18 protein-coding genes are annotated in these 21,292 nt (G+C 60.9%); 9 read left to right on the top strand and 9 right to left on the bottom strand.

Features of this window, described 5'->3' with window-relative positions; genetic code table 11:
* Positions 1-193: 193 nt before the first annotated feature.
* From QQJ98_RS14425 to QQJ98_RS14415, 3 genes are read right to left on the bottom strand one after another with little or no spacing between them, the layout of a single operon-like run.
* Positions 194-1,894, bottom strand: a complete 1,701-nt coding sequence (locus tag QQJ98_RS14425; RefSeq protein WP_284326046.1) for a peptide ABC transporter substrate-binding protein — start codon at positions 1,892-1,894, stop codon at positions 194-196.
* Entirely contained in the window at positions 1,891-2,952 is a 1,062-nt protein-coding gene (locus QQJ98_RS14420; protein ID WP_284326045.1) for an ABC transporter ATP-binding protein, read from the bottom strand. The genes QQJ98_RS14425 and QQJ98_RS14420 overlap by 4 nt, the downstream gene beginning before the upstream one ends.
* Positions 2,945-3,970: an ABC transporter ATP-binding protein gene (locus QQJ98_RS14415; protein ID WP_284326044.1), complete on the bottom strand. Its 1,026-nt coding sequence runs from the start codon at positions 3,968-3,970 to the stop codon at positions 2,945-2,947. Before QQJ98_RS14415 ends, QQJ98_RS14420 begins: the two co-directional genes overlap by 8 nt.
* Before the next feature lie 227 nt (positions 3,971-4,197).
* On the opposite strand from QQJ98_RS14415, the gene argE reads away from it, so the two are divergent.
* The gene (argE, locus tag QQJ98_RS14410) at positions 4,198-5,355 is read left to right on the top strand and encodes an acetylornithine deacetylase (RefSeq protein ID WP_284326043.1); all 1,158 of its coding nucleotides are present in this window, start codon (positions 4,198-4,200) and stop codon (positions 5,353-5,355) included.
* Entirely contained in the window at positions 5,355-6,698 is a 1,344-nt protein-coding gene (locus QQJ98_RS14405) for an NAD(P)/FAD-dependent oxidoreductase (protein ID WP_284326042.1), read from the top strand. Before argE ends, QQJ98_RS14405 begins: the two co-directional genes overlap by 1 nt.
* A gap of 153 nt (positions 6,699-6,851) precedes the next feature.
* Here QQJ98_RS14405 and QQJ98_RS14400 read toward each other — a convergent pair whose 3' ends face one another.
* The 6 genes from QQJ98_RS14400 to miaA form a co-directional block, all read right to left on the bottom strand.
* Entirely contained in the window at positions 6,852-8,939 is a 2,088-nt protein-coding gene (locus QQJ98_RS14400) for a dipeptide ABC transporter ATP-binding protein (protein ID WP_284326041.1), read from the bottom strand.
* An 88-nt stretch (positions 8,940-9,027) separates the two neighbouring features.
* Entirely contained in the window at positions 9,028-10,200 is a 1,173-nt protein-coding gene (locus tag QQJ98_RS14395) for an ABC transporter permease (RefSeq protein ID WP_284326040.1), read from the bottom strand.
* Positions 10,201-10,207: 7 nt separating this feature from the next.
* Positions 10,208-11,293 (bottom strand): ABC transporter permease, encoded by a 1,086-nt coding sequence (locus tag QQJ98_RS14390; protein WP_284326039.1) that lies wholly within the window; start codon positions 11,291-11,293, stop codon positions 10,208-10,210.
* 128 nt (positions 11,294-11,421) lie between these two features.
* The gene (locus tag QQJ98_RS14385; protein ID WP_284326038.1) at positions 11,422-13,116 is read right to left on the bottom strand and encodes an ABC transporter substrate-binding protein; all 1,695 of its coding nucleotides are present in this window, start codon (positions 13,114-13,116) and stop codon (positions 11,422-11,424) included.
* A gap of 406 nt (positions 13,117-13,522) precedes the next feature.
* Positions 13,523-14,335, bottom strand: coding sequence for an AraC family transcriptional regulator (locus QQJ98_RS14380; RefSeq protein ID WP_284326037.1), 813 nt, complete (start codon positions 14,333-14,335; stop codon positions 13,523-13,525).
* 130 nt (positions 14,336-14,465) lie between these two features.
* Positions 14,466-15,338 carry a tRNA (adenosine(37)-N6)-dimethylallyltransferase MiaA gene (gene miaA, locus QQJ98_RS14375; protein ID WP_284326036.1) on the bottom strand — a complete coding sequence of 291 codons (873 nt, stop codon included), beginning with the start codon at positions 15,336-15,338 and terminating at the stop codon, positions 14,466-14,468.
* Between the two features lie 164 nt (positions 15,339-15,502).
* Here miaA and pyrH point away from each other — a divergent pair, with 164 nt between their 5' ends.
* The 7 genes from pyrH to QQJ98_RS14340 all read left to right on the top strand — a co-directional run bounded on the left by pyrH (position 15,503) and on the right by QQJ98_RS14340 (position 21,282).
* Positions 15,503-16,234, top strand: a complete 732-nt coding sequence (gene pyrH / locus QQJ98_RS14370) for a UMP kinase (RefSeq protein ID WP_284326035.1) — start codon at positions 15,503-15,505, stop codon at positions 16,232-16,234.
* A 139-nt stretch (positions 16,235-16,373) separates the two neighbouring features.
* A complete protein-coding gene (frr, locus tag QQJ98_RS14365; RefSeq protein WP_284326034.1) occupies positions 16,374-16,937 on the top strand; it encodes a ribosome recycling factor in 564 nt (187 codons plus the stop codon).
* A 154-nt stretch (positions 16,938-17,091) separates the two neighbouring features.
* Positions 17,092-17,769: a polyprenyl diphosphate synthase gene (uppS, locus tag QQJ98_RS14360; protein WP_431307827.1), complete on the top strand. Its 678-nt coding sequence runs from the start codon at positions 17,092-17,094 to the stop codon at positions 17,767-17,769.
* Positions 17,766-18,557, top strand: a complete 792-nt coding sequence (locus QQJ98_RS14355; RefSeq protein ID WP_284326032.1) for a phosphatidate cytidylyltransferase — start codon at positions 17,766-17,768, stop codon at positions 18,555-18,557. The genes uppS and QQJ98_RS14355 overlap by 4 nt, the downstream gene beginning before the upstream one ends.
* On the top strand, positions 18,558-19,739 hold the full coding sequence (gene dxr / locus QQJ98_RS14350) for a 1-deoxy-D-xylulose-5-phosphate reductoisomerase (RefSeq protein ID WP_284326031.1): 1,182 nt from the start codon (positions 18,558-18,560) through the stop codon (positions 19,737-19,739). It abuts the gene before it with no gap.
* Position 19,740: 1 nt separating this feature from the next.
* Positions 19,741-21,078, top strand: coding sequence for an RIP metalloprotease RseP (gene rseP, locus QQJ98_RS14345; RefSeq protein ID WP_284326030.1), 1,338 nt, complete (start codon positions 19,741-19,743; stop codon positions 21,076-21,078).
* Positions 21,079-21,156: 78 nt separating this feature from the next.
* Positions 21,157-21,282, top strand: a complete 126-nt coding sequence (locus tag QQJ98_RS14340) for a hypothetical protein (protein ID WP_284326029.1) — start codon at positions 21,157-21,159, stop codon at positions 21,280-21,282.
* The last annotated feature ends 10 nt before the right edge of the window (positions 21,283-21,292 follow it).

Raw genomic sequence — 21,292 nt, 5'->3', positions numbered from 1 at the left:
AGAGCGCGGGAGAGGGACGGGTCAGCGTGGCGGGAGAGAGACGGGTGAGGGTGGCGGGAGAGGGGAAGGGGTGAGGGTGGCGAGAGAGGGGATGCGGTGAGGGTGGCGGGAGAGGGGGAGTGGTGAGGGTAGGGAGAGGGCAGCTGCGCGAGGCAGGAAACGGCGGGGCCATCGCTGGCCCCGCCGCATCAGATCACTTCACGCGGAACCAATCGGCCACGTTCCACATCTCGGAATCCCAAGCGTTGATCTGGACGCCGCCCAAGGTGTTGGAATGGGCTGACAGCGTGCCGCGGTGAACCAGCGGGATCACGGTCATGCTGTCTTTCGTCACCATGTCATTGAGTTCCTTGGCGATTTTCTGACGCTCGGCCACATCGACCGTGCCCGACAGAACCTTGACCTTGGCATCATAAGCCGGATCGCAGTAGCGGTTCATGTTCTCACCCTGCCACTGATTGTCGGGCGAAGGTGCATTCACGCATTGGTATTGCGACAGATAGGTTTCCGGGTCGGTGCCGTCCGAGTTGTTGGCATACATCTCGACATCGGCATAGAACTTCTGGAACGTGTCGGGCGAACCCGCATCGCCGCCGAAGAACACCGACGGGTCGATGGCTTTCAGTTCGACATCCACACCCAACTCGGTCCACCAATCCTTGACCAAGGCTTGGAAATCCTGACGGATCGGGTTGACGGTGGATTGATAGAGGATGTGCAGCTTCTTGCCGTCTTTTTCGCGGATGCCATCTGCGCCGGGAACCCAGCCAGCTTCGTCCAGCAATTTTTTCGCGCCTTCCATATCTTGCGCGATGCAGCCGGTGTTGTCAGACGCCCAAGCATCGGGGGCTGGTACCACGTTGCACGTCGGCTTGCCGCCCGCACCATAGCCCACATCCGACAGAATCTGACGATCAATAGCTTTCGACAAAGCGGTGCGCACCTTGATATCCGACAGAACCGGATGCGGATGCTTGGCGGTAGACCGCTCACCTTCCGGCAGCGCCGGGTCGGGGTCGGTCATGTTCATCTCGATACGCTCTACCAGCGTGCCGAAGGCCACCACGAACTCGCCCTTGCCAGCCGCCGTCATCGAGGCTTGGCTGTCGGGCGGAATTTGGGTGTTCCAGGCATAGTCGAACTCGCCCGTCTCCATCACAGCACGGGCCGAACCTTCGGCATCTCCGCCGCCTTTGATCACAGCCGAGGCAAACGCAGGTTTCGCCGGGTCGCGGTATTGGTCGTTCATCGCCAAAGTCACGGTGTCATTGACGGTAAAGCCGGTGACTTTGAACGGACCGGTGCCGATCGGCATGTTGTTCGGATCGGTGCAGGTCGGGGCGGCGGCGCCAAGGCAAGGCGTGAACTGCGCCTTTTGCAACAAGGGCGACAGCGCGCCGACAAAAGCGGTATAGGGGTTCGGCTTTGGCCCGCTGAAGGTGACTTTCACGGTCGAGGCATCGACGGCCTCTACCTTCGCCACGCCATCAAACTTGGACAACTGCGCGCAACCGCCTGCAGGGTCCATGCAATAGGCAGCGGTGAACACCGCGTCATCGGCGGTGACGGGCGAGCCATCCGACCATTTCAGATCGGGCAGCAGCTTCCAGGTGATCGTGGTCAGATCGGCCGAGATGCCACCATTCTCGATGGTCGGGATTTCAGTGACCAGCTTTGGGATGATATTGCCATCGGCATCAAAACCCGCGAGCGGTTCCAACACCAGCGAGGCCGCATAGACATCCTTGGTGCCAGACGACAGGAACGGGTTCATGATCGAGACGGCCTGTGGGAAGGTGAATTTCACCTCGCCATCCGTGCCGCGCTCGGCGAAGGCGGCGGGCGCGAAGGTCAGCGCGCAGGCCGCCCCGAGAAGGGCTGTTTTCAGCTTCATTGATACTCTCCTTGTTGATTGTGCTCTTGCCTCAGATTGGCTGGGGCCTCAGTCGTCCCGGTTGATCCGGGTTTGGCGTCGTAGAGGAAGCAGGCGACTTGACGGCCCGGCTCTACCTCTTGCAATTCGGGTTTCTCGGCATGACAGCGCGCGAAGGCTTTCGGGCAGCGCGTGCTGAAATTGCAGCCTTTAGGTGGCCGCGCAGGCGAGGGCACATCGCCCTTCAGAATGATCCGGGGGCGGCGGGCCAGCGACGGGTCAGGTTCATTGACAGCCGACAGCAAAGCCTCGGCATAGGGATGCAGCGGGCGTTCAAACAACGCATCGCGGGGGGAAAGCTCCGCGATCCGGCCCAGATACATCACCGCGACCCGGTCGGCGATATGGCGGACCATCGAAAGGTCATGGCTGATGAATAAATAGGTCAGGCCCAGCTTTTCCTGCAAATCTTCCAGCAGGTTGACCACCTGCGCCTGAATCGACACATCCAGCGCCGCAATCGGCTCGTCGCAGACGATGAACTTGGGATTCAGTGCCAAAGCCCGCGCGATGCCAATGCGTTGACGCTGGCCGCCGGAAAACTCATGCGGAAAGCGGTTGGCAAAGCGACGGTTCAGCCCCACCGCATCCATCAATTCATAAACCCGCTCCAAGCGGCGCTCGGCGTTCCAGCTGGTATGTTCCACCAAAGGTTCCGAGATGATCGCCGCCAAGGTCATCCTTGGGTTCAGGCTGGCTTGCGGGTCTTGAAACACCATCTGCATCGTGGGACGTTTTTTGCGCAACGCCTCGGGCGCAAGGCTGGCGATATTCTCGCCGTCGATGATCACAGCCCCTGCGGTTGGCTCGTACAGCCGCAAAAGCGCCCGCCCCACCGTGGACTTGCCACAGCCAGATTCGCCAACAAGGCCCAGAGTTTCGCCGGCCTGAATGTCGAACGACACCCCATCAACCGCTTTCACATTGCCAGTATGGCGGCGCAGGATGCCGGAATAGATCGGGAAATACATCTTCAGACCGTCAACCTGCACCAAGGGGGCAGCTTTGGCGTCAAGCATTGCTCACCTCGGAAGTTTTGGGTGCTGTGGCCCAGTGGCAGGCGACATCGTGGCCAAAGCTGAGACCCATCGTATCAATCCGCGCGCGTTGCGGGTTTTCAACCTCGCAGCGCGCGAAAGCATGGGTGCAGCGGGCACGAAAGGCGCAGGCGGTGGGGGCGGCGGTCATAATGGGTGGCTGGCCTTCGATCACTTGCAAGCGTGCCTCACGCGCGCCCGTCAGTGAGGGAATGGTTTTCAGAAGCGCCCGCGTGTAGGGGTGCTGCGGATTAGCAAACAGCTCTCGCACCGGGGCTTGCTCGACAATCTGGCCGCCATACATCACCATCACCCGGTCGGCGATGGCGGCAATTACCCCCAGATCATGCGTGATCCAGATGATCGCCATGCCCAGCTTGACCCGCAATTCTTTGACCAATTCCAGAATTTGCGCCTGAATCGTCACATCCAGCGCGGTGGTCGGCTCGTCGGCGATCAACACATCCGGGTCGCAGGCCAAAGCAATCGCGATCATCACCCGTTGGCGCATGCCACCCGAAAACTGATGCGGATAATCGCCCAATCGCTTGGCCGCATCGGGAATACCGACCAGCTCTAACAGTTCGACCGCGCGCGCCGCCGCCTGCGCTTTGGTCATGCCCATGTGGCGACGCAAAGGTTCGGCAATCTGAAAGCCGATGTTGAACACCGGGTTCAGGCTGGTCATCGGGTCTTGAAAAATGAACCCCACCTTGGCCCCCCGCACACGGCGCAATGCCTCGGGCGAGATTTTCAGCAGGTCAAGTTCGCCCAACATCACCGATCCTGCGCGGATTTCGGCAGGCGGGCTGGGCAGCAATCCAATCAACGACATCATCGTCACTGACTTGCCAGAACCACTTTCGCCCACAACGCCCAAAAGTTCACCGCGTTCCAAATGGAAGCTGACATCGTTGACAGCGTGAATCTCACCGCCACGGGTGCGGAATACGGTTTTCAGCCCCCTTACATCAAGGACGGGCGCGGCCCTATCGGGCATATGGAACTCCCCAGTTCGTTGTTTTCTTTAGTTTTATCCAAGGTCGGTCGTTGCCGCCCCGGTTGTATCACCCAAGTCTTGACCATTTCTTCGTAGCTATCAATCCTGAAATTGGGCCGCGATCCAGATTGTTTTTCCGACATTCTGTAGCACAACAGCGGCATTTCGCCGGGATTGACAGTTTCGGTGCTCGGGGCCACGTTCGCCCACAACATATGGGGGCTAAGATGAACGAACTGACGCCGCGTCAAGTGCTGGACCACCTCGTAGGCTTCCCGACAGTGAGTCGCCGCAGCAATCTGGATCTGATTGATTGGCTGGAAAGCTATCTTGCCAGCCACGGGATTGAGGCGCATCGGCACTGGAACGAAGACCGCAGCAAAGCCGCCCTGTTCGCGCATGTCGGCCCGTGGGAGGCGGGGGGCGTGGTGCTGTCGGGCCATTCCGATGTGGTCCCGGTGGACGGGCAGGCGTGGTCCTCTGACCCTTGGGTGGTGACCGAACGCGACGGGCGGCTTTATGGCCGCGGCACCTGCGACATGAAGGGCTATGTGGCGCAAGCGGTCTGGGCTTTGGTGCGGGCCAAGCATCAGGGGGTGACCCGCCCGCTGCAACTGGCTTTGTCCTATGATGAGGAATTGGGCTGCACCGGCGCCCCGCCAATGATCGCAGCGATGCAAGCTGTGCTGCCGCAAGCCTCGGCTGCGGTGATCGGCGAGCCTTCGCGCATGAAGCTGATCCACGGCCACAAGGGCGGCACCGGCTATCATGTGCATGTGAAGGGCTTTGAGGTCCATTCCTCGCTGCTGCCCTATGGCGTATCGGCGATCATGGAAGGCGCGCGGCTGATTGGTTGGGTCAATGCCAAGAATACCGAGATTCAGGCGCGCCCGATCACGGATATCGCCGCCACGTTCTACCCGCCCTTCACCACCCTGCATGTGGGCATGATCCAAGGCGGCACCGCGCATAACATCACTGCCGCCGATTGCAAATTCGCGGTCGAAATGCGGGTGGTCCCGGGCGAGGATGCCGAGGCTTTGGCCGCTGAATTTGAGGCCGAGGCCGCGCGTCTGGATGCCGCGCTGAAAGCCGTGCGCTCCGAGGCGGGTGTGACGCTGGAGCGGTTTTTCGGCGTGCCCGGCCTGCGCCCCGAAGTGGATGGTGCAGCCGAACACCTCGCGCGGCAGCTGACGGGCGATAACAGCACGGGCGTTGTGTCCTACGGCACCGAAGCGGGCCAATTCCAAGAGGCGGGCTATTCCGCCGTGGTCTGCGGGCCGGGCGATATCGCGCAGGCGCATCAAGTCGATGAATATCTGGAACTGTCGGAATGGAACGCCGGCCTGCGCTTCATGGAAAATCTGCTGGAGAGTCTGCGGTGATGCAATTCCCGATCTCGGAAGCCTCTAAACCGCGATTTACCTCTGCCTTGCCAGCCGCATGCGATGTGGTGGTGCTGGGTGGCGGGGTGATTGGTGTGATGACTGCTTGGCATCTGGCCGAGCGTGGCATGAAAGTGGTGCTCTGCGAAAAGGGCCGTATCGCGGGCGAGCAAAGCAGTCGCAACTGGGGCTGGATCCGCCAGCAAGGCCGCGATCTGGACGAATTGCCGATTATGGTCGAGAGTTTGCGGATCTGGAAATCTTTGGCGCAGGAATTTGGCGCAGGCCTGGGGTTTCGTCAGGAAGGCGTGATGTATCTCGCCCGCACCGACGCAGAAATGCAGGGCTTTGCCGATTGGCTGGTGCATGCACGCGCGCATGGCCTTGATACGGTGATGCAATCGCCGGGGCAGGTGAAGGCCACCATCACGGGGGCGGAAGCGCCGTGGATCGGCGGTCTGTTGACGCCATCAGATGCGCGGGCCGAGCCATGGTCTGCCGTGCCGATGTTGGCGGAGGGTGCCGTCGCCCGCGGTGCTACCCTGATCGAAGATTGCGCCGTGCGTCGCCTTGACCGGGCAGGCGGGCGCATCACCGGGGTCTATACCGAAAAAGGCCGCATTGCCTGCGATCAGGTGGTGGTGGCAGGCGGCGCGTGGTCGTCGTTGTTCCTGCGCGCCGAGGGCGTGGTGATCCCGCAACTGGCGGTGCTGGCATCGGTGGCTGCCACCGAAAGTCTGCCAGAGGTCTATGCAGGCAATGCCGCCGATGACCGCTTCGCCTTCCGCCGCCGTCTGGATGGCGGCTACACCATCGCGCCCGGGGCAAGCCATGATTTCTTCATCGGCCCCGATGCGTTCCGCCATATGCTCAGCTACATTCCTGTGCTGAAAAAAGATTTCAGATCAACAGTGTTCCGCCCTGCCGCGCCGAAACATTATCCCGACGCTTGGGGTACGCCGCGCAAATGGCAGGCCGATCTAGTCTCGCCCTTCGAGCAAATCCGCGTGCTGAACCCAAGCCCGAATATGAAGGCCTTGTCGGATGTGCAGGACAGTTTCGCCAATGCCCTGCCGGAACTAGGCCGTCCCAAACTGAAAGCCGCTTGGGCGGGCATGATCGACACAATGCCCGATGTGGTGCCGGTGATAGACCGCGTTGCGGCCATCCCCGGCCTTGTGATTGCGACGGGCATGAGCGGCCACGGCTTTGGCATCGGCCCCGGCATGGGGCGGGTGGTGGCCGATCTGGTCGCGGGCAATACCGAAACCCATGATCTGACCCGCTTCCGGCTGTCACGCTTTAGCGATGGCAGCAGGATCGCACCGGGGCCAAGTTTGTAGGGTCGGCAAGGGCTGAGGCGTCGCACGCTCCGCGGGGAGTATTTCAGAAAGAGCAATGACTTAAGGTCATCCTCTCTGCTTAAATATCCCCGCCGGAGGCTTCGACATCTGACAAGGGCAAGGCAGCGTGATCTCACGCACCCTCACCGAAAATTACTCCGCCGCTATCTTGATCACTGGCTCCATCGAGGCCAGCACATCTGCCGACAAGTGGCATTTCACCTGATGGCCGTCCTCCAGCATCTGCACCGGCGGCATTTCGCGGTCGCACAAGCCGCCCGGCACCTGAGACTTCCAGCGGCAGCGGGTCTGGAACGGGCAGCCCGGGGGCGGGTTCATCGCCGAGGGAATGTCGCCGTCCAGCACGATGCGTTTGCGGATCACCTTGGTGTCGGCAATCGGCACGGCGGACAGCAAAGCCTCGGTGTACGGGTGGTAGGGCGGCTGGAACACCTGATCGGTGGTGCCCATTTCCACCACATGGCCCAGATACATCACCATCACCCGGTCAGACAGGTAGCGGACGATGGAAAGATCGTGGCTGATGAACAAAAGCGTGGTTTTGTTCTCGCGCTGAATGTCCATCAACAGGTCAGTCACCGCCGCCTGCACCGACACATCCAAAGCGCTGACCGGTTCATCGGCGACCACAACCTTGGCACCGCCCGCAAAAGCCCGCGCAATACCCACACGCTGCTTTTGCCCGCCTGACAGCTGGCGCGGCATGCGTTCGGCGAAGGCGCGCGGCAGCTTTACTAGGTCCAAGAGTTCCAGCATGCGGGCCTGCCGCTCTTCATCCGACTTGCCCTGCTTGAAAATCTCAAGCGCACGGATGATTTGGCGCCCGACGTTCATCGACGGGTTCAACGTGTCAAACGGGTTCTGGAACACCATTTGCACCGAGGATACCGTATCGGTGTTGCGTTGCTGGATCGGCGTCGATTGCACGTTTTCATCAAACAGCAGGATGCTGCCAGAGGTCGCGGTTTCCAGCCCCATCAGCACCTTGGCGAAGGTGGATTTACCACAACCGCTTTCGCCGACGATGGCCAAAGTTTCGCCTTCGCGCGCCTCAAAGCTGAGGGTTTCATTGGCCTTCACCACTTTGGCAGTGCCGCCACCGAAGGCGCCAGAAGAGACGGAGTAATACTTGCGCAGATCCTCCATCTTCAAAACCACCTCGCCGATCGGGGTTTTCGGCTTGCTGGCACGCACAGCCATCGGCGCGTTCCAGTCGATCTCGGTCCATTTGATGCAGCGCGAGGCATGGCGGTCGTCGCCCGGCACCGTGAACATCGGCACATCTGCGGCGTTGCAGCGGCCATCCTGAAAGTAATCGCAGCGCGGCCCGAAATTGCAGCCCTTGGGCCTCTCATGCGGCAAGGGGAAGTTGCCGGGGATCGCCACCAGCGGATGCGAGTTCTTGTCAGCCCCGGGCAGCGGGATCGAGCGGAACAGGGCCTGCGTGTAGGGATGGCGCATCTTGTCGAACACTTCGACGACATTGCCGGTTTCCACCGCTTCGCCGGAATACATCACGCAAAGGCGGTCGCAGACATCCAGAATCAGGCCAAGGTTGTGGCTGATGAACAGCATGGACGTGCCGTATTTCTCACCCAAAGCTTTGACCAGATCGACGATCCCAGCCTCAACCGTCACATCCAAAGCGGTGGTCGGCTCATCCAGGATCAGCAGCGCGGGTTTCGACATGAGGGCCATAGCGATGACGATGCGCTGTTGTTGGCCGCCCGACAGCTGGTGTGGATAGCTTTGCAGCATGCGGTCGGGGTCGGGCAGGCGCACGTCGGCCACGATTTGACGTGCAAGCGCCCACGCCTGTTCCTTGGCCATGCCTTGGTGGATCATTGGCACTTCGGCCAACTGCGCGCCGATCTTCATCGCCGGGTTCAGCGAGGCCATCGGTTCCTGATAGATCATCGCGATTTCCGAACCGCGAATGTGGCGCAGCTCTTCTTCGGTCATATGGGTCAGATCGCGGCCCTTGAACTTGATGCTGCCGCCCACAATCCGCCCGTTCTTGCCCAGATCGCGCATCACCGCCAAGGCGACGGTCGATTTGCCGCAACCGGACTCGCCCACGAGCCCCATGGATTCTCCTGCCATCACCGAGCAGGAGAAATCCATCACGGCAGGAATTTCGCGCATCCGGGTGAAGAAGCTGATCGACAGGTTCTCGATTTCGAGGATGGGTTTGGATGGATCCCAGGTGGTGTCAGACATGGCTCGCCTCGCTTTGTCGGAAGGGGCAGGACCGGGGGCTAGCCCCCGGACCCCCAGGATATTTAGGCAGAGAGGATGACCAAAACGGTCAGTCCTTCAGGCTTTCTTCGCGCAGACCATCGGCCAGCAGGTTCAGACCCAGCACAAGGCTCATCAGCGCAAGGGCAGGGGTGATCGCCGGGTGCAGGTAAAGCGACAAGAGTTTGCGGCCATCGTCGATGGTGGACCCCCAATCCGGGGATTCCGGGCTGACGCCCAAGCCAAAGAAGCCCAAGGTGCCAAGCAGGATCGTGGTATAGCCGATGCGCAGGCAGAAATCGACGATCAGCGGGCCGCGCGCGTTGGGCAAAATCTCCCACAGCATGATGTACCAGGGGCCTTCGCCCCGAGTCTGACCGGCTGCGACGTAATCGCGGGCTTTCAGATCCAGCACGATGCCGCGCACGATGCGGAACACGGTGGGCGAGTTCACAAACACCACCGACACGAACACGTTCAAAAGGTTCGGGTCCATCGACCACACGCCCAAAGGATCGGCGTTGAACGCAAGCCCGGCATAGGCCCAAAGCCCGATCGCCAAAGTGATGCCGACATAGAGGTTGCGCTTGGGCGGGTTGGTGAAGAACCGCGCGTTGAACAGCGTGCAGAAGAAGATCACCGGGAAGATGAACAGCACGGCGGCCAGCACCACCGGGATGCCTGTGTTGCGGATTTCCGGGGTGACCAGCAGGTAGAACAGCAAGATCACCGGGAAGGCCAGCACGAGGTTCGCAAGGAACGACAGCACCGTATCCAGCTTGCCGCCGAAATAGCCTGCAGGCAGCCCGAGCGTCACCCCCATGATAAAGGCGAAAGTGGTTGCCGCAGGTGCAATCGTCAGCACCCGGCGCGCGCCCATCACCACCCGGCTGAACACATCGCGGGCGAGGTGATCGGCGCCAAGCAGGAAATAGGCATATTGACCCTCGACCACGTCTTTCAACGGCGTGCCGGGCGGCGGGTTCTTCACCCGGCCAAATTGTGCGATCGGGTCCATGGTGATGATCATATCGGCGAAGATCGCGGTGTAGACCCAGAACATCACCAGCAAAAAGCCGACCATGCCCACCGGGCTGTCAAACAGCTTGCCGTATAGCCCGAGGCGGCGTTTGTAGCGGATTGAGATGGCGAAGGTCAAAATCAGCGCGATCCACACCGGCAGGAACTGCGTGGCGATGCGGGCAATGATCTGGCCCCATGAAAGAAGGGTTGTTTCGTCCATTATTGCCTCATGCCAGCCGGATACGGGGGTTCAGGAACACATAGCCGATGTCGGAGATCAGTTGCGTGACCAGAACGACGAGGACCGCGACCACCGAACAGCCCAAAAGCAGGTCGATGTCATTGTTGCCAGCGGCTTGCACCAGCGTCCAGCCAAAGCCTTTGTAGTTGAACAAAGCTTCGGTGATCACGACGCCATTCAGCAGCCAGGGAAATTGCAGCATGATCACGGTAAAGGGCGCGATCAAAGCGTTGCGCAAAGCATGTTTCATCACCACATCGCGGAACCGCACGCCTTTCAGCCGGGCAGTGCGGATATATTGCTGGGTCATCACTTCGGTCATGCTCGCGCGGGTCATCCGGGCGATATAGCCGATGCCGTACAGCGCAATGGTCATCACCGGCAGCGCGAAGTTCCAGAAAGTGATCTTGTCCATAGCGCTGGTTGCGGTGCCCAGAAACAGCGTCTTGCTACTGATCCAGCCCCATTCATTCAAAATCGGCGAGATGCCAGCGGTGGCCGAGGCAAAGATCGCCACCAGAATAACCCCCGAGACATATTCCGGGGTCGCCGTGGTGGCGATGGCCACGATCGACAGGCTGCGGTCCAGACGCGAGCCTTCGCGCATCCCCGACAACACCCCCATGATCAACGAGCAGGGCACCATCACGATCATCACCCACATCATCAGCCAACCGGTCGATCCGAGCTTTTGCAGCACCGAATCCAGCACCGGCTTTTTGAAAACGGTGGAAAAGCCCCATTCTCCTTGCAGCACGCCGCAATAGGTGGCGGCGGTGGCAGCATCGGCATTGCCTTGGATACAGCGCCCGCGCGTCACCCCCTTGGCATCCGTCAGCACCCAACCGGGGGCAATCCCCAGCCATTGCGCATAGCGACCAAACACCGAACCACCATGGCCGTTGTTTTCGATCCAAGACGCAACCGCCTGATCCGTCATACGGACCGAGCCTTCGGTGCGCGCCAGTTTCTCAAGGTTCGGGGGCAAATTGGTCAGGTAAAACACCACGAAGGTCAGCGCCAGCGCAGTCAAGACCATGACGCCCAAGCGCCTTGCCACGAAATTCAACATGAATGGTTCCCCTATGCGCCAAACACTCGGCGGCGGACTGTGCGTTGTTGCCTGCGTTCAGTCATTTTTGGTTCGGGAGGCAATTGAAATGGTCCGGGCACGCTGCCGCGCCCGGACCGATGATCAGCTTAGGACAGCGACCATTTGTAGTGGTGATGCTCGAACGACGGGTGCATCTCGACGTTGACACCTTCCTTGGCGTGCCGGAACAGCGAGCGCCAGTAAGGCTGGATGATGTAGCCTTCGTCTTGCAGGATCGTCTCCAGCGTCACCATGACTTCACGGCGGGCATCGGCGTTGTCCAAGGCCAAGGCTTTGGTCATCGCGGCGTCGAAATCAGCGTTCGCCATGCCGGTCTCGTTCCACGACCCGGTCGAGGTATAGGCCAGCGACATGTTCTGCACGGCCAGCGGTCGGTGGTTCCAGGTGGTCGAAGAGAACGGGTATTTCTGCCAATCGTTCCAGAAGGTCGAACCCGGCATCACGGTGCGCTTCACAGTCGCCCCTGCGTCGCGCAGCTGCGCTGCAACGGCGTCGGTGGTGGCGGCTTCAAAGCCGTCGTCCAGCGAGATGATCTCGAATTCAGTGGTATCCAGACCAGCCGCTTTCAGCGCAGGCATCAGGCCAGCCGGATCAATCACTTGCGGTGCGATCTTGGCATATTCCGGGTGAATCGGGCAGGCGTGGTGGTTTTCTGCGGTGGTGCCAAGGCCGTTATAGCCCAGTTCCAGCACAACTTTCGGGTCAACCGCTTTCTGGATCGCCTGACGGACGGCTTTATCCTTGTAGAGATCGCCGTTGGCCGAGTTCATCCGCATCACGATGGTCGAGGCAGTGACCGCTTCGATCTTCTTCCAGCCCAGACCATCCATCTGCTCGATGAAATCGCCGGTGGTCTCGTAGTTGGTGTCGATCTCATCCGAACCGGCCAGCTGCACCATGGCAGACGGGTCGGTGCCGAAGTCGATGTAGTGCACTTCGTCCAGCGGTGCGGTGCCGCCCCACCAAGTGTGGTTCGGTGCGCGCACCAGCACGACCTTTTGGCCGACCGAGACTTCTTGCGGGATGTAAGGCCCGGTGCCGATGGCGTTGGTCGCAGGATCGCTGCCGTCAACGTAAGAGCTGTGCACAACCGCAGCCGGGTAGTCGGCAAGGTTGGCCACAACGGCGATATCCGATTGCGACATCGCCAGCTTGACGGTGGCTTCATCGACCTTGGTCACCGCGCCATCGCGCAGCTTGTTGACCATCACGGCAGCGCCGGCTTCATCCATCTTGTCGGTGCCATCGGCGTTTTTCGCGGCAACCGACTCGACCAGACCGGCAAAGCGCGAAGCCATTGCGTTGCCGTCGACCGAACCATCGGTCCAACGGGTGAACATCCGCACCACGTCGTCGGCGGTGAAGGCATCGCCGTTGTTCCAGGTCACGCCCTGACGGACTTTCAGCGTGTATTCTGTGGCGTCCGCATTGGCTTCCCAGCTTTCCAGCAGGCGGCCTTCAAAGGTGCCATCGGCGTTGTACTGGATCAGATATTCCAGCCAGCCACGATAGATGTTGGCGATCTGCGGCCAGTCAGCGGTGCGCGGGTCTTTTTGCGCTTTGACTTCCATCGCACAGCGCAAGATCCCGCCAACCTTGGCGTCTTGCGCTTTCGCAGGAGCAGACAGCCCCAGCAGACCATAGGCCGCCACGGCAGAAACGCCCAAAGCGGTGGTGCGCGACAAAAACTCACGACGGCTGAGTTTGCCATCCTGAACTTCTTGCGCATGCATGTAAGCAGCCGGGTGCAGATCGCGCTCGGTGGTGCGGGTATCGGTCATCGGTATCTCCCTGTAAGGCTGAAGCCTTGACGTTTTTTTGGCCGTTTCTAATCTGGCGATGCGCTTGAACCGATGCGGATTTCTACGTCCCCGTCCCCACGAAGGGTTCGCGTAAATGCCGCAGCGGCAGTGATGCGTCTCACGCGTCTATTCGGCACCTTTTCCGCCGATCCGTCAACGGCTGGATTCGCCCTTGCATGACACGTTAGCGACATTGGGGTGACGGATTCCATGCTCAAACCGCTGCAAATTTCGGCATACCGTGGTGTGCGAATAATTCCGCCAGACACGGAAGATCATCCGAAATCGCGGACGAATCGCACGTCCTGCCAATGGATTGACGATTCGATCAAATGTTAGCTAAATTTGCCGGCTGCAAACCTGCGGCAATCCCGACGCAAAGGTCTCAGATCGTGCGGCGGAACGCTGTCGGCGAAACCCCGGTCAGATGCTGAAAGGCGCGGGTGAAATAGGCAGCCGAGGCAAAGCCAAGGCTCGACCCGATCTGCCCGACCGGCGTGTTGGTTTCCAGCAGCAGCTTGCGCGCCTCAAATATCCGCCGGTCCTGCAGCAAATCAATCGCCGAGCGCCCGCAAGTCTCGCGGCAGCAGCGCGTCAGATGCGTGGCGGTCACGCCCAGATCGCAGGCCAATTCACCCACACCTTTGCCGCGCCGGAATTCTTTCTCCAGAAGGTCGGTGAATCGCGCCACCAACCGCTTGGCCGCATCCGGGCGCGGCGCGTCGGCGCTGGCTTTGCTGGCCTGACGCTCCAGCCAGACCCCAAGCAGCCCCAGATAATGCCGGGTGGCGCGGTCATGCGCCGGGGTATCGCTGTCCATCTCGCGCTGAATCATATCCAGCGTCACGTTGACCTCTTGCTGCGCGTGGACTTCGCGGATGCGCAGATGCAAGGGTTCGGCAGGCAAGGTCACGGTGGACGATTTTCCGAAAAACACCGCTGTGCCAAACACTTGCGGGCCGACCTCAAAGCCATGCATTACGCCGGGCGGAATGTAGATCGCGTTGTTGGCGGTATAGCCACGGGTTTGCCCTGCCACAGTGATGCGGCCTTGGCCCTTGGTGAACCACAAAAAGCAGCCCTCTGAAAGCGAGCGCATCGCCTCAACCCGCCAACGGCCACCTGCGGCCAGACGCGGGATGGCGACAAGCCGCATTTGATCGGTATCGGGGCCGGATTTGGGCGCTGAAGTCTTCATGATGCTCTGCCTGCTTTTGTATTTTTCCAACATGTAAACGAGGCATGCGGCACAACCCAAGCGAAATAATGGCAGTGGCGTGGAGTTGTCCACAGAAGCAGCGGAAAGCTGTGGACAACCCTGTGGAAGCTTACGGCAGCGTGATCTCCCGCCAGTCTTTCATCCGCGATCTGAACCAAGTGCGCTGTCGCTTGGCATATTGGCGGCTGGCCAAGGTCGCGGCCGCGCTGGCCGCATCCAGCCCGATTTCCCCGCGCAGATGCGCCACCAATTCCGGCGCACCGATGGCTTTCGCCCAAGGCTGGTTGGGCTGCCAATGTGGCAGGGCGGCGCGCACCTCGTCCAAAGCACCCTCGCGCAGCATCGCTGCAAACCGCCGCGCGATTCGCGCATCCAGCCACGCCACATCGGGCCGCATCACCATGGCCTCGACACCCGCGCGTGGCAGAACCGCGGGCCCAGTCGCATCCTGCCAACTGGCCAAACCGCGCCCGGTTGTCGCGTGCACCTCCCAAGCCCTTTGCACGCGCGCCGGGTTCAACGGGTCAATCCGCGCCAAAGTCGCGGTGTCCAACTCTGCCAGCAGTGCCGCAATCCCCTCGGACGCCATCCGCTGATCCGCCACTGCCCGCACTTCAGCCGAGGTCGCCGGAATCTCGCTCAACCCCTCGGTCAGGGCCGAGAAATAAAGCCCGGTGCCGCCGACAATCACGACAGGGCGGTCCAGCACCGCCCGCACCTCGCGCAGCCAATGTCCCACCGAATAGGTCTGATCGCGCGCCACATGGCCATAAAGCAGATGCGTCGCCTGCGCCTCATCCGCCTCAGATGGCCGCGCCGACAACACCCGCCAACAGCCATAAACCTGCAACGCATCGGCATTGACGACCACCCGCCCATCCCGCGCCGCGAGTTCCAACGCCAAAGCCGATTTGCCACTCGCCGTAGGCCCCGCCAGCAACACCGGAGCCTCGCGCGAGATCGGCTTCAAATCAAACGCCACGTCTGCCCTTTCATCTGTTCTCAAATATCCCGGGGGTGTGGGGGCTGGCCCCCGCTGATTTCACGGCAAACCGACGCCGCATGTCGCTTCCCCCGTTGAACCCGCCCCCGTTTTGCGACATTTTACGCCGCAGTCAATCCAAGCCATAAACCTAAGGATACCCCATGTCTCACCCCGGCGAGCCAAAAGTGACCTACAACCGGGTCATGCTGAAAATATCGGGTGAGGCGCTGATGGGCGACCAAGGTTTTGGCCTGCACCCGCCGACCGTGCAGCGCATCGCAGAAGAGGTGAAATCTGTCCGCGATCTGGGGGTTGAAATCTGCATGGTGATCGGCGGCGGCAATATCTTCCGCGGCCTTGCCGGCTCTGCCCAAGGGATGGAACGGACCACTGCCGATTACATGGGCATGCTCGCCACGGTGATGAACGCGCTTGCGATGCAATCGGCGCTCGAATCCATCGGCGTCTTCACCCGTGTGATTTCCGCCATCCCGATGGATCAGGTCTGCGAGCCCTATATCCGCCGCCGCGCCGTCCGCCATCTTGAGAAAAAGCGCGTCTGCATCTTTGCCGCAGGCACCGGCAACCCCTATTTCACCACCGACACCGCCGCCACCCTGCGCGCCAATGAAATGGCCTGCGAGGCGATTTTCAAAGGCACCAAAGTTGACGGCGTCTATGACAAAGACCCGAAAAAGCATGCTGACGCCAAGCGCTACGAAAATGTAAGCTACGACGAAGTGCTGCAAAAACACCTCGGCGTGATGGATGCCTCGGCCATCGCCTTGGCGCGCGATAACGATCTTCCGATCATTGTGTTTTCGCTGGACGAACCCGGCGGCTTCAAAACCATCCTTGCAGGCCAAGGCACCTATACCCGCGTGCACGGCTGACAGAATGCTGTCTCAATGGTGCAGGCTGGGTCAAACCCACCGCACCAAAGCCTAACCCCTATACCTGCCAAACCACTTGCTGCTATAGAACGCCGAAAGCCCCTCGCGTTTTGGGCAAGAAGACACGAAGGAAGACCCGATGTCCGACGATCTCGAAATTGACCTCGACGCGATCCAGCGCCGGATGGACGGCGCGATGAATGCGCTCAAGGTGGAATTCGCCTCGCTGCGCACCGGCCGCGCTTCGGCCTCGATTGTCGAGCCGATCATGGTCGATGCTTACGGCCAGATGACGCCGATCAACCAGTTGGGCACCGTCAACGTGCCGGAACCCCGCATGGTGGTGATCAACGTCTGGGACAAGGCGATGATCGCCAAGGTCGAAAAGGCCATCCGCGAAAGCGGTATCGGCATCAACCCGATTTCCGATGGCCCCTTGATCCGCCTGCCGATCCCCGAGTTGAACGAAGAACGCCGCAAGCAGCTGACCAAAGTGGCGGCTGGCTATGCCGAGAATTCAAAGGTCGCGATCCGCAACGTGCGCCGTGACGGGATGGATCAAATCAAGAAGGCCAAGGCCGCAGGCATGGGCGAAGATGATCAAAAGATGTGGTCGGATGAGGTGCAAGACCTGACCGACAAAGCCATCGCCGCCGTTGATCGCGCGCTGGAAGCCAAACAAGCCGAGATCATGCAGGTCTAAGATCTTGGCGCGCGGCCTGCTGTCGCGCGCCAGTCATTTTCGCGAATTTTTCCCCTGCCCAGACATGACGGGCAATTTAACCGGGTAGGGCGTGGCCTTGGGCGATAAATCTGACGCAAAAGCGCCGCGCGAGGCTTCGCATGTTGCCATCATCATGGATGGCAATGGCCGCTGGGCGACCAACCGCGGCTGGCCCCGGCTGGTCGGCCACCGCAAAGGGGCCGAGCGTGTCAAACAGATCGTCCGCGCGGCCCCCGAAATCGGCATCCAGTGGCTGACGATCTACGCGTTTTCGACCGAAAACTGGAAACGCTCCACCGAAGAAGTCCTCGGGCTTATGTCGATTTTCGCCCGCTACATCGAACGCGAGGCCGACCGTCTTGCCGCCGACGGTGTGCGGATGCGCTTCATCGGCGACCGCTCCAAGCTTGACGCCAAGTTGCAGCGCCTGATGGTGGGGATTGAGACGCGCACGGCGGGCCTCACCCGGCTGAACCTGACCGTCGCGATCAACTACGGTGGCCGCGATGAAATCACCCGCACCATCCGCCATCTGGCCTCTGAAGCTGCAGTTGGCCGCATTGACCCCGCCCAGATCAATGATGCAATGATCAGCCAACACCTTGATAGTGCTGGCATCCCAGACCCTGATCTGGTGATCCGCACCTCTGGCGAAACCCGCACCTCGAACTTTCTGCCGTGGCAGGCGGCCTATGCCGAATATGAATTCACCCCGACGCTGTGGCCCGATTTCACCATCGACGAGCTAAGCGAAATCCTTGGCCGCTTTGGCCACCGGGACCGCCGTTTCGGCGGCGTGGCCACAGCATGACCGCGCCCTCGCAACAATGGAGCGATCTGAAACCGCGCGTTCTCTCGGCTGCGGTGATGCTGGCGGTTGGCGCGGTAGAGATCTGGCTGGGCGGCTGGTGGTTTTTAATCCTGATCACGCTTCTGACCGCCGTGATGATATGGGAACTTGCGCAACTGTCGCAGCGCCTTGCCCCCCGGCAGGCGCTGACGATTGCAGGCCTTGCTGCGCTGTGCCTGATTGCAGATGAAGGCTGGCCATCGCTTTCCGCGTGGATTGTGTTCCCGCTGGTGCCTTTGGCCTTCATGGCCACGCCGCGCAAACAGCAAAGCGCAGTTGCGGCGATTTCGGTGGCTATTCTCATTGCCGGGCACGGGTTGTTCGTGCTGCGCGACGAGCAGGGCACCATCGCCTTTCTGTGGCTGCTGGGCGTGGTCATCGTCTCGGATGTGATGGGCTATTTTGCCGGGCGCACTTTGGGGGGGCCAAAATTCTGGCCCGCGATCAGCCCGAAGAAAACTTGGTCCGGAACGATTGCGGGCTGGATTGGTGCCGCTGTGCTGGGGGCCTGCTTTGTCGCCGCCGGGCACGGCAGCTTTTGGCTGATCCCGCTGTCGCCTTTGGTGGCCTTTGCCGGGCAGATGGGTGACATCGGCGAAAGCTGGCTGAAGCGCAAGTTGCAGGCGAAAGACAGCTCTAACCTGATCCCCGGCCATGGTGGCGTGCTGGACCGCTTTGATGCTTTGGTCGGCGCGATGGTTTTGGTGATGGTGCTGACCCGGTTTTTCCCCTTGCCGATTGGGGGCTAGATGCGCTCGGTTTCGGTTTTTGGGGCCACCGGATCGGTTGGGGAAAACACATTCGATCTTTTGATGCGCGAAGGTGGGGCATCCGCCTATCGCACCGTGGCGTTGACGGGCGGGCGCAATGTGGCGCGGCTGGCCGAGATGGCCCGTGCTCTGCGCGCCGAAATCGCGGTGACGGCGTTTGACGATTGCCTGCCCGCGCTGCGCGACGCGCTGGCAGGCACCGACATCGAAGTTGCCGCAGGCAGCGCAGCCGTGCATGACGCCGCCGACCGCCCCGCCGATTGGGTGATGAGCGCGATTGTCGGCGCAGCTGGCCTTGTGCCGGGGATGCGCGCTCTGCGGCACGGCGGCAAGCTCGCCTTGGCCAACAAGGAAAGCTTGGTGACCGCAGGCCAGTTGCTGATGGCCACGGCGGCGGCGAACGAGGCCACAGTTCTGCCGGTGGACTCTGAACATTCCGCGATCTTTCAGGCCTTGGTCGGCGAAGATATCGCGGCGGTCGAGCGTATCATCCTGACCGCGTCTGGCGGTGCCTTGCGCGATTGGCCGTTAGAGCGGTTGGCAAGCGCCACCGTCGCCGAAGCGCTGGCGCATCCGAACTGGTCTATGGGCGCCCGCATCACCATCGACTCGGCCTCGATGTTTAACAAAGCCTTGGAAGTCATTGAAACCCGCGAGTTTTTCGGCGTTGACCCCGCGCAGATCGAGGTGATCATTCACCCCGAATCCATCATCCACTCGCTGGTTGGTTTCCGCGATGGCGCGGTGATGGCGCATCTGGGTGCGCCCGATATGCGCCATCCGATCGGCTATGCGCTGAATTGGCCGAAACGCCAAACCCTGCCTGTCGCCCGACTGGACCTTGCAGCCTTGGGCGGCCTGAGCTTTCGCGCCCCGGATGAGATCCGCTTTCCCGCCCTGCGCCTTGCGCGTGAGGTGATGGCTGTGCGCGGCCTTGCAGGCGCTGCCTTCAACGCTGCCAAAGAGGTGGCCTTGGATCATTTCATCGCGGGCGAGCTTGGCTTCATGCAGATGGCTGCTGTGGTTGAGGCTACACTTAACCGTGTTTCGTCCGATTGCAGCCTTGGAAATGCCGTGCTGACCCTTGAGGATGTGCTGCAAATGGATCATCTGGCACGGATCAAAGCCGCCGAAGCGGTGACAATGGTAAAGGGCAGGTAGCGTGGATTTCAGCAGCGTATTGGCATCGGTCGGCGGCACGGTTTGGTCGGCACTGTTCTTTATTGTGGCCATCGCCATCATCGTTGCTGTGCATGAATACGGCCATTACATCGTCGGTCGCTGGTCTGGCATCCATGCCGAGGTGTTTTCACTTGGCTTCGGCCCTGTGGTCTATTCGCGGGTGGATAAGCGCGGCACCAAATGGCAGCTTGCGGCGCTGCCGATTGGTGGCTTTGTGAAATTCATGGGCGACAAGGATGCGGCCTCCAGCCCGGATCACACCGCAGTCAGCGGGCTTTCGGCAGCAGAGCGGCGCCACACCATGCTGGGTGCCCCGTTGTGGGCGCGGGCGGCCACCGTGGCGGCAGGGCCGATCTTCAACTTTATCCTCGCGCTGGCCGTGTTCATCGGCATGATCCTTTACACGGGCGTGGCCACCGATACTCCGGTTGTGGGCCGGGTCAATCCGACGCCGTTTACCGGTCAAACCCTGCAACCGGGCGATCAGATTCTGGCGCTGAACGGCACCGCAACCGCCGATATGATCGATTTCGTGAAAGTCGCCGTTGATCTGCCACCCGCCGCCGCCGTCACCTACACCGTTGATCGCAATGGCCAATCGCTTGACGTGCAAGGCCCGCTGCCTTTCCTGCCCTTGGTCGGGGCGGTGATGCCGCGCAACGCGGGCGTCGATGCCGGCATCCAGACCGGCGATGTCATCGTGCAAGCCGCAGGTCAGGATGTCACCGCCTTCAGCCAGCTTCCCGCCATTGTCGAGGCCAGCAACGGCCAGCCGATTGCGCTGAAAATCTGGCGCGATGGCAGCATCATAGACCTGACCCTGTCGCCCAACCGCCGCGATCTGCCGAAAGCCGATGGCAGTTTTGAGACCCGCTGGATGCTCGGTCTGTCAGGCGGCATGCTGTTCGAGCCGCAAACCCGTCAGCCCGGCGCTTGGGAAACCGTGACTCTTGCGGTTGATCAGGCCTATTTCACCGCCAAATCTTCGCTTTCCGGGCTGTGGCATGTCGTCACTGGCCAGATCAGCAGCTGCAATCTGTCTGGCCCGGTCGGCATGGCGCAGGTGATGGGCGATGCGGCCCGGCAGGGGCTGCAGGAATTTCTTGGCTATCTTGGCATGTTGTCCTTGGGCATCGGCCTGTTGAACCTGTTCCCGATCCCGGTGCTGGATGGCGGCCATCTGGTGTTCTTTGCCTATGAGGCGGTGTTCCGCCGCCCGCCCAATCCGGCGGTTCTGAATGTCCTTATGCTGATCGGGCTTGGCTGCGTGCTCAGCTTTATGTTCTTCGCCTTGGGCAATGATTTCACTTGTAAATAACGGCCATACTGCTGCCACAATCCCCGCGTATGGCGAAGTATCGTCCGATGCGGGAAAGGTGCCACCATGCAAGCTGTCATGAAAAGCTACAAAAGCCTGTCGCTTTTGGTGTGGCTGAACTGGGATCGCCTGTTCACCGCAGGCACCGTGGTGGTCGGGCTGTTGGCCGGGGCCTTCCTTGGCACGGCGCTGATCGCTCCCTGATCGAAACCCC

This window comes from Cypionkella aquatica (genome assembly GCF_030161095.1).
Taxonomy (GTDB): domain Bacteria; phylum Pseudomonadota; class Alphaproteobacteria; order Rhodobacterales; family Rhodobacteraceae; genus Cypionkella; species Cypionkella aquatica.
The sequence above is the reverse complement of the archived record's forward strand: the minus strand, read 5'-3'. Positions and strand labels throughout refer to the sequence as shown.

What these genes read in the sequence shown, in the direction of transcription:
- pyrH (WP_284326035.1), top strand. Translation starts at nt 15,503, where the DNA reads ATGTCTCACCCCGGCGAGCCAAAAGTGACCTACAACCGGGTCATGCTG.
- QQJ98_RS14425 (WP_284326046.1), bottom strand. Translation starts at nt 1,894, where the DNA reads ATGAAGCTGAAAACAGCCCTTCTCGGGGCGGCCTGCGCGCTGACCTTC.
- QQJ98_RS14420 (WP_284326045.1), bottom strand. Translation starts at nt 2,952, where the DNA reads ATGCTTGACGCCAAAGCTGCCCCCTTGGTGCAGGTTGACGGTCTGAAG.
- QQJ98_RS14405 (WP_284326042.1), top strand. Translation starts at nt 5,355, where the DNA reads ATGCAATTCCCGATCTCGGAAGCCTCTAAACCGCGATTTACCTCTGCC.
- dxr (WP_284326031.1), top strand. Translation starts at nt 18,558, where the DNA reads ATGCGCTCGGTTTCGGTTTTTGGGGCCACCGGATCGGTTGGGGAAAAC.
- uppS (WP_431307827.1), top strand. Translation starts at nt 17,092, where the DNA reads ATGGATGGCAATGGCCGCTGGGCGACCAACCGCGGCTGGCCCCGGCTG.
- QQJ98_RS14400 (WP_284326041.1), bottom strand. Translation starts at nt 8,939, where the DNA reads ATGTCTGACACCACCTGGGATCCATCCAAACCCATCCTCGAAATCGAG.
- QQJ98_RS14355 (WP_284326032.1), top strand. Translation starts at nt 17,766, where the DNA reads ATGACCGCGCCCTCGCAACAATGGAGCGATCTGAAACCGCGCGTTCTC.
- QQJ98_RS14415 (WP_284326044.1), bottom strand. Translation starts at nt 3,970, where the DNA reads ATGCCCGATAGGGCCGCGCCCGTCCTTGATGTAAGGGGGCTGAAAACC.
- QQJ98_RS14395 (WP_284326040.1), bottom strand. Translation starts at nt 10,200, where the DNA reads ATGGACGAAACAACCCTTCTTTCATGGGGCCAGATCATTGCCCGCATC.
- QQJ98_RS14390 (WP_284326039.1), bottom strand. Translation starts at nt 11,293, where the DNA reads ATGTTGAATTTCGTGGCAAGGCGCTTGGGCGTCATGGTCTTGACTGCG.
- frr (WP_284326034.1), top strand. Translation starts at nt 16,374, where the DNA reads ATGTCCGACGATCTCGAAATTGACCTCGACGCGATCCAGCGCCGGATG.
- argE (WP_284326043.1), top strand. Translation starts at nt 4,198, where the DNA reads ATGAACGAACTGACGCCGCGTCAAGTGCTGGACCACCTCGTAGGCTTC.
- QQJ98_RS14380 (WP_284326037.1), bottom strand. Translation starts at nt 14,335, where the DNA reads ATGAAGACTTCAGCGCCCAAATCCGGCCCCGATACCGATCAAATGCGG.
- QQJ98_RS14385 (WP_284326038.1), bottom strand. Translation starts at nt 13,116, where the DNA reads ATGACCGATACCCGCACCACCGAGCGCGATCTGCACCCGGCTGCTTAC.
- QQJ98_RS14340 (WP_284326029.1), top strand. Translation starts at nt 21,157, where the DNA reads ATGAAAAGCTACAAAAGCCTGTCGCTTTTGGTGTGGCTGAACTGGGAT.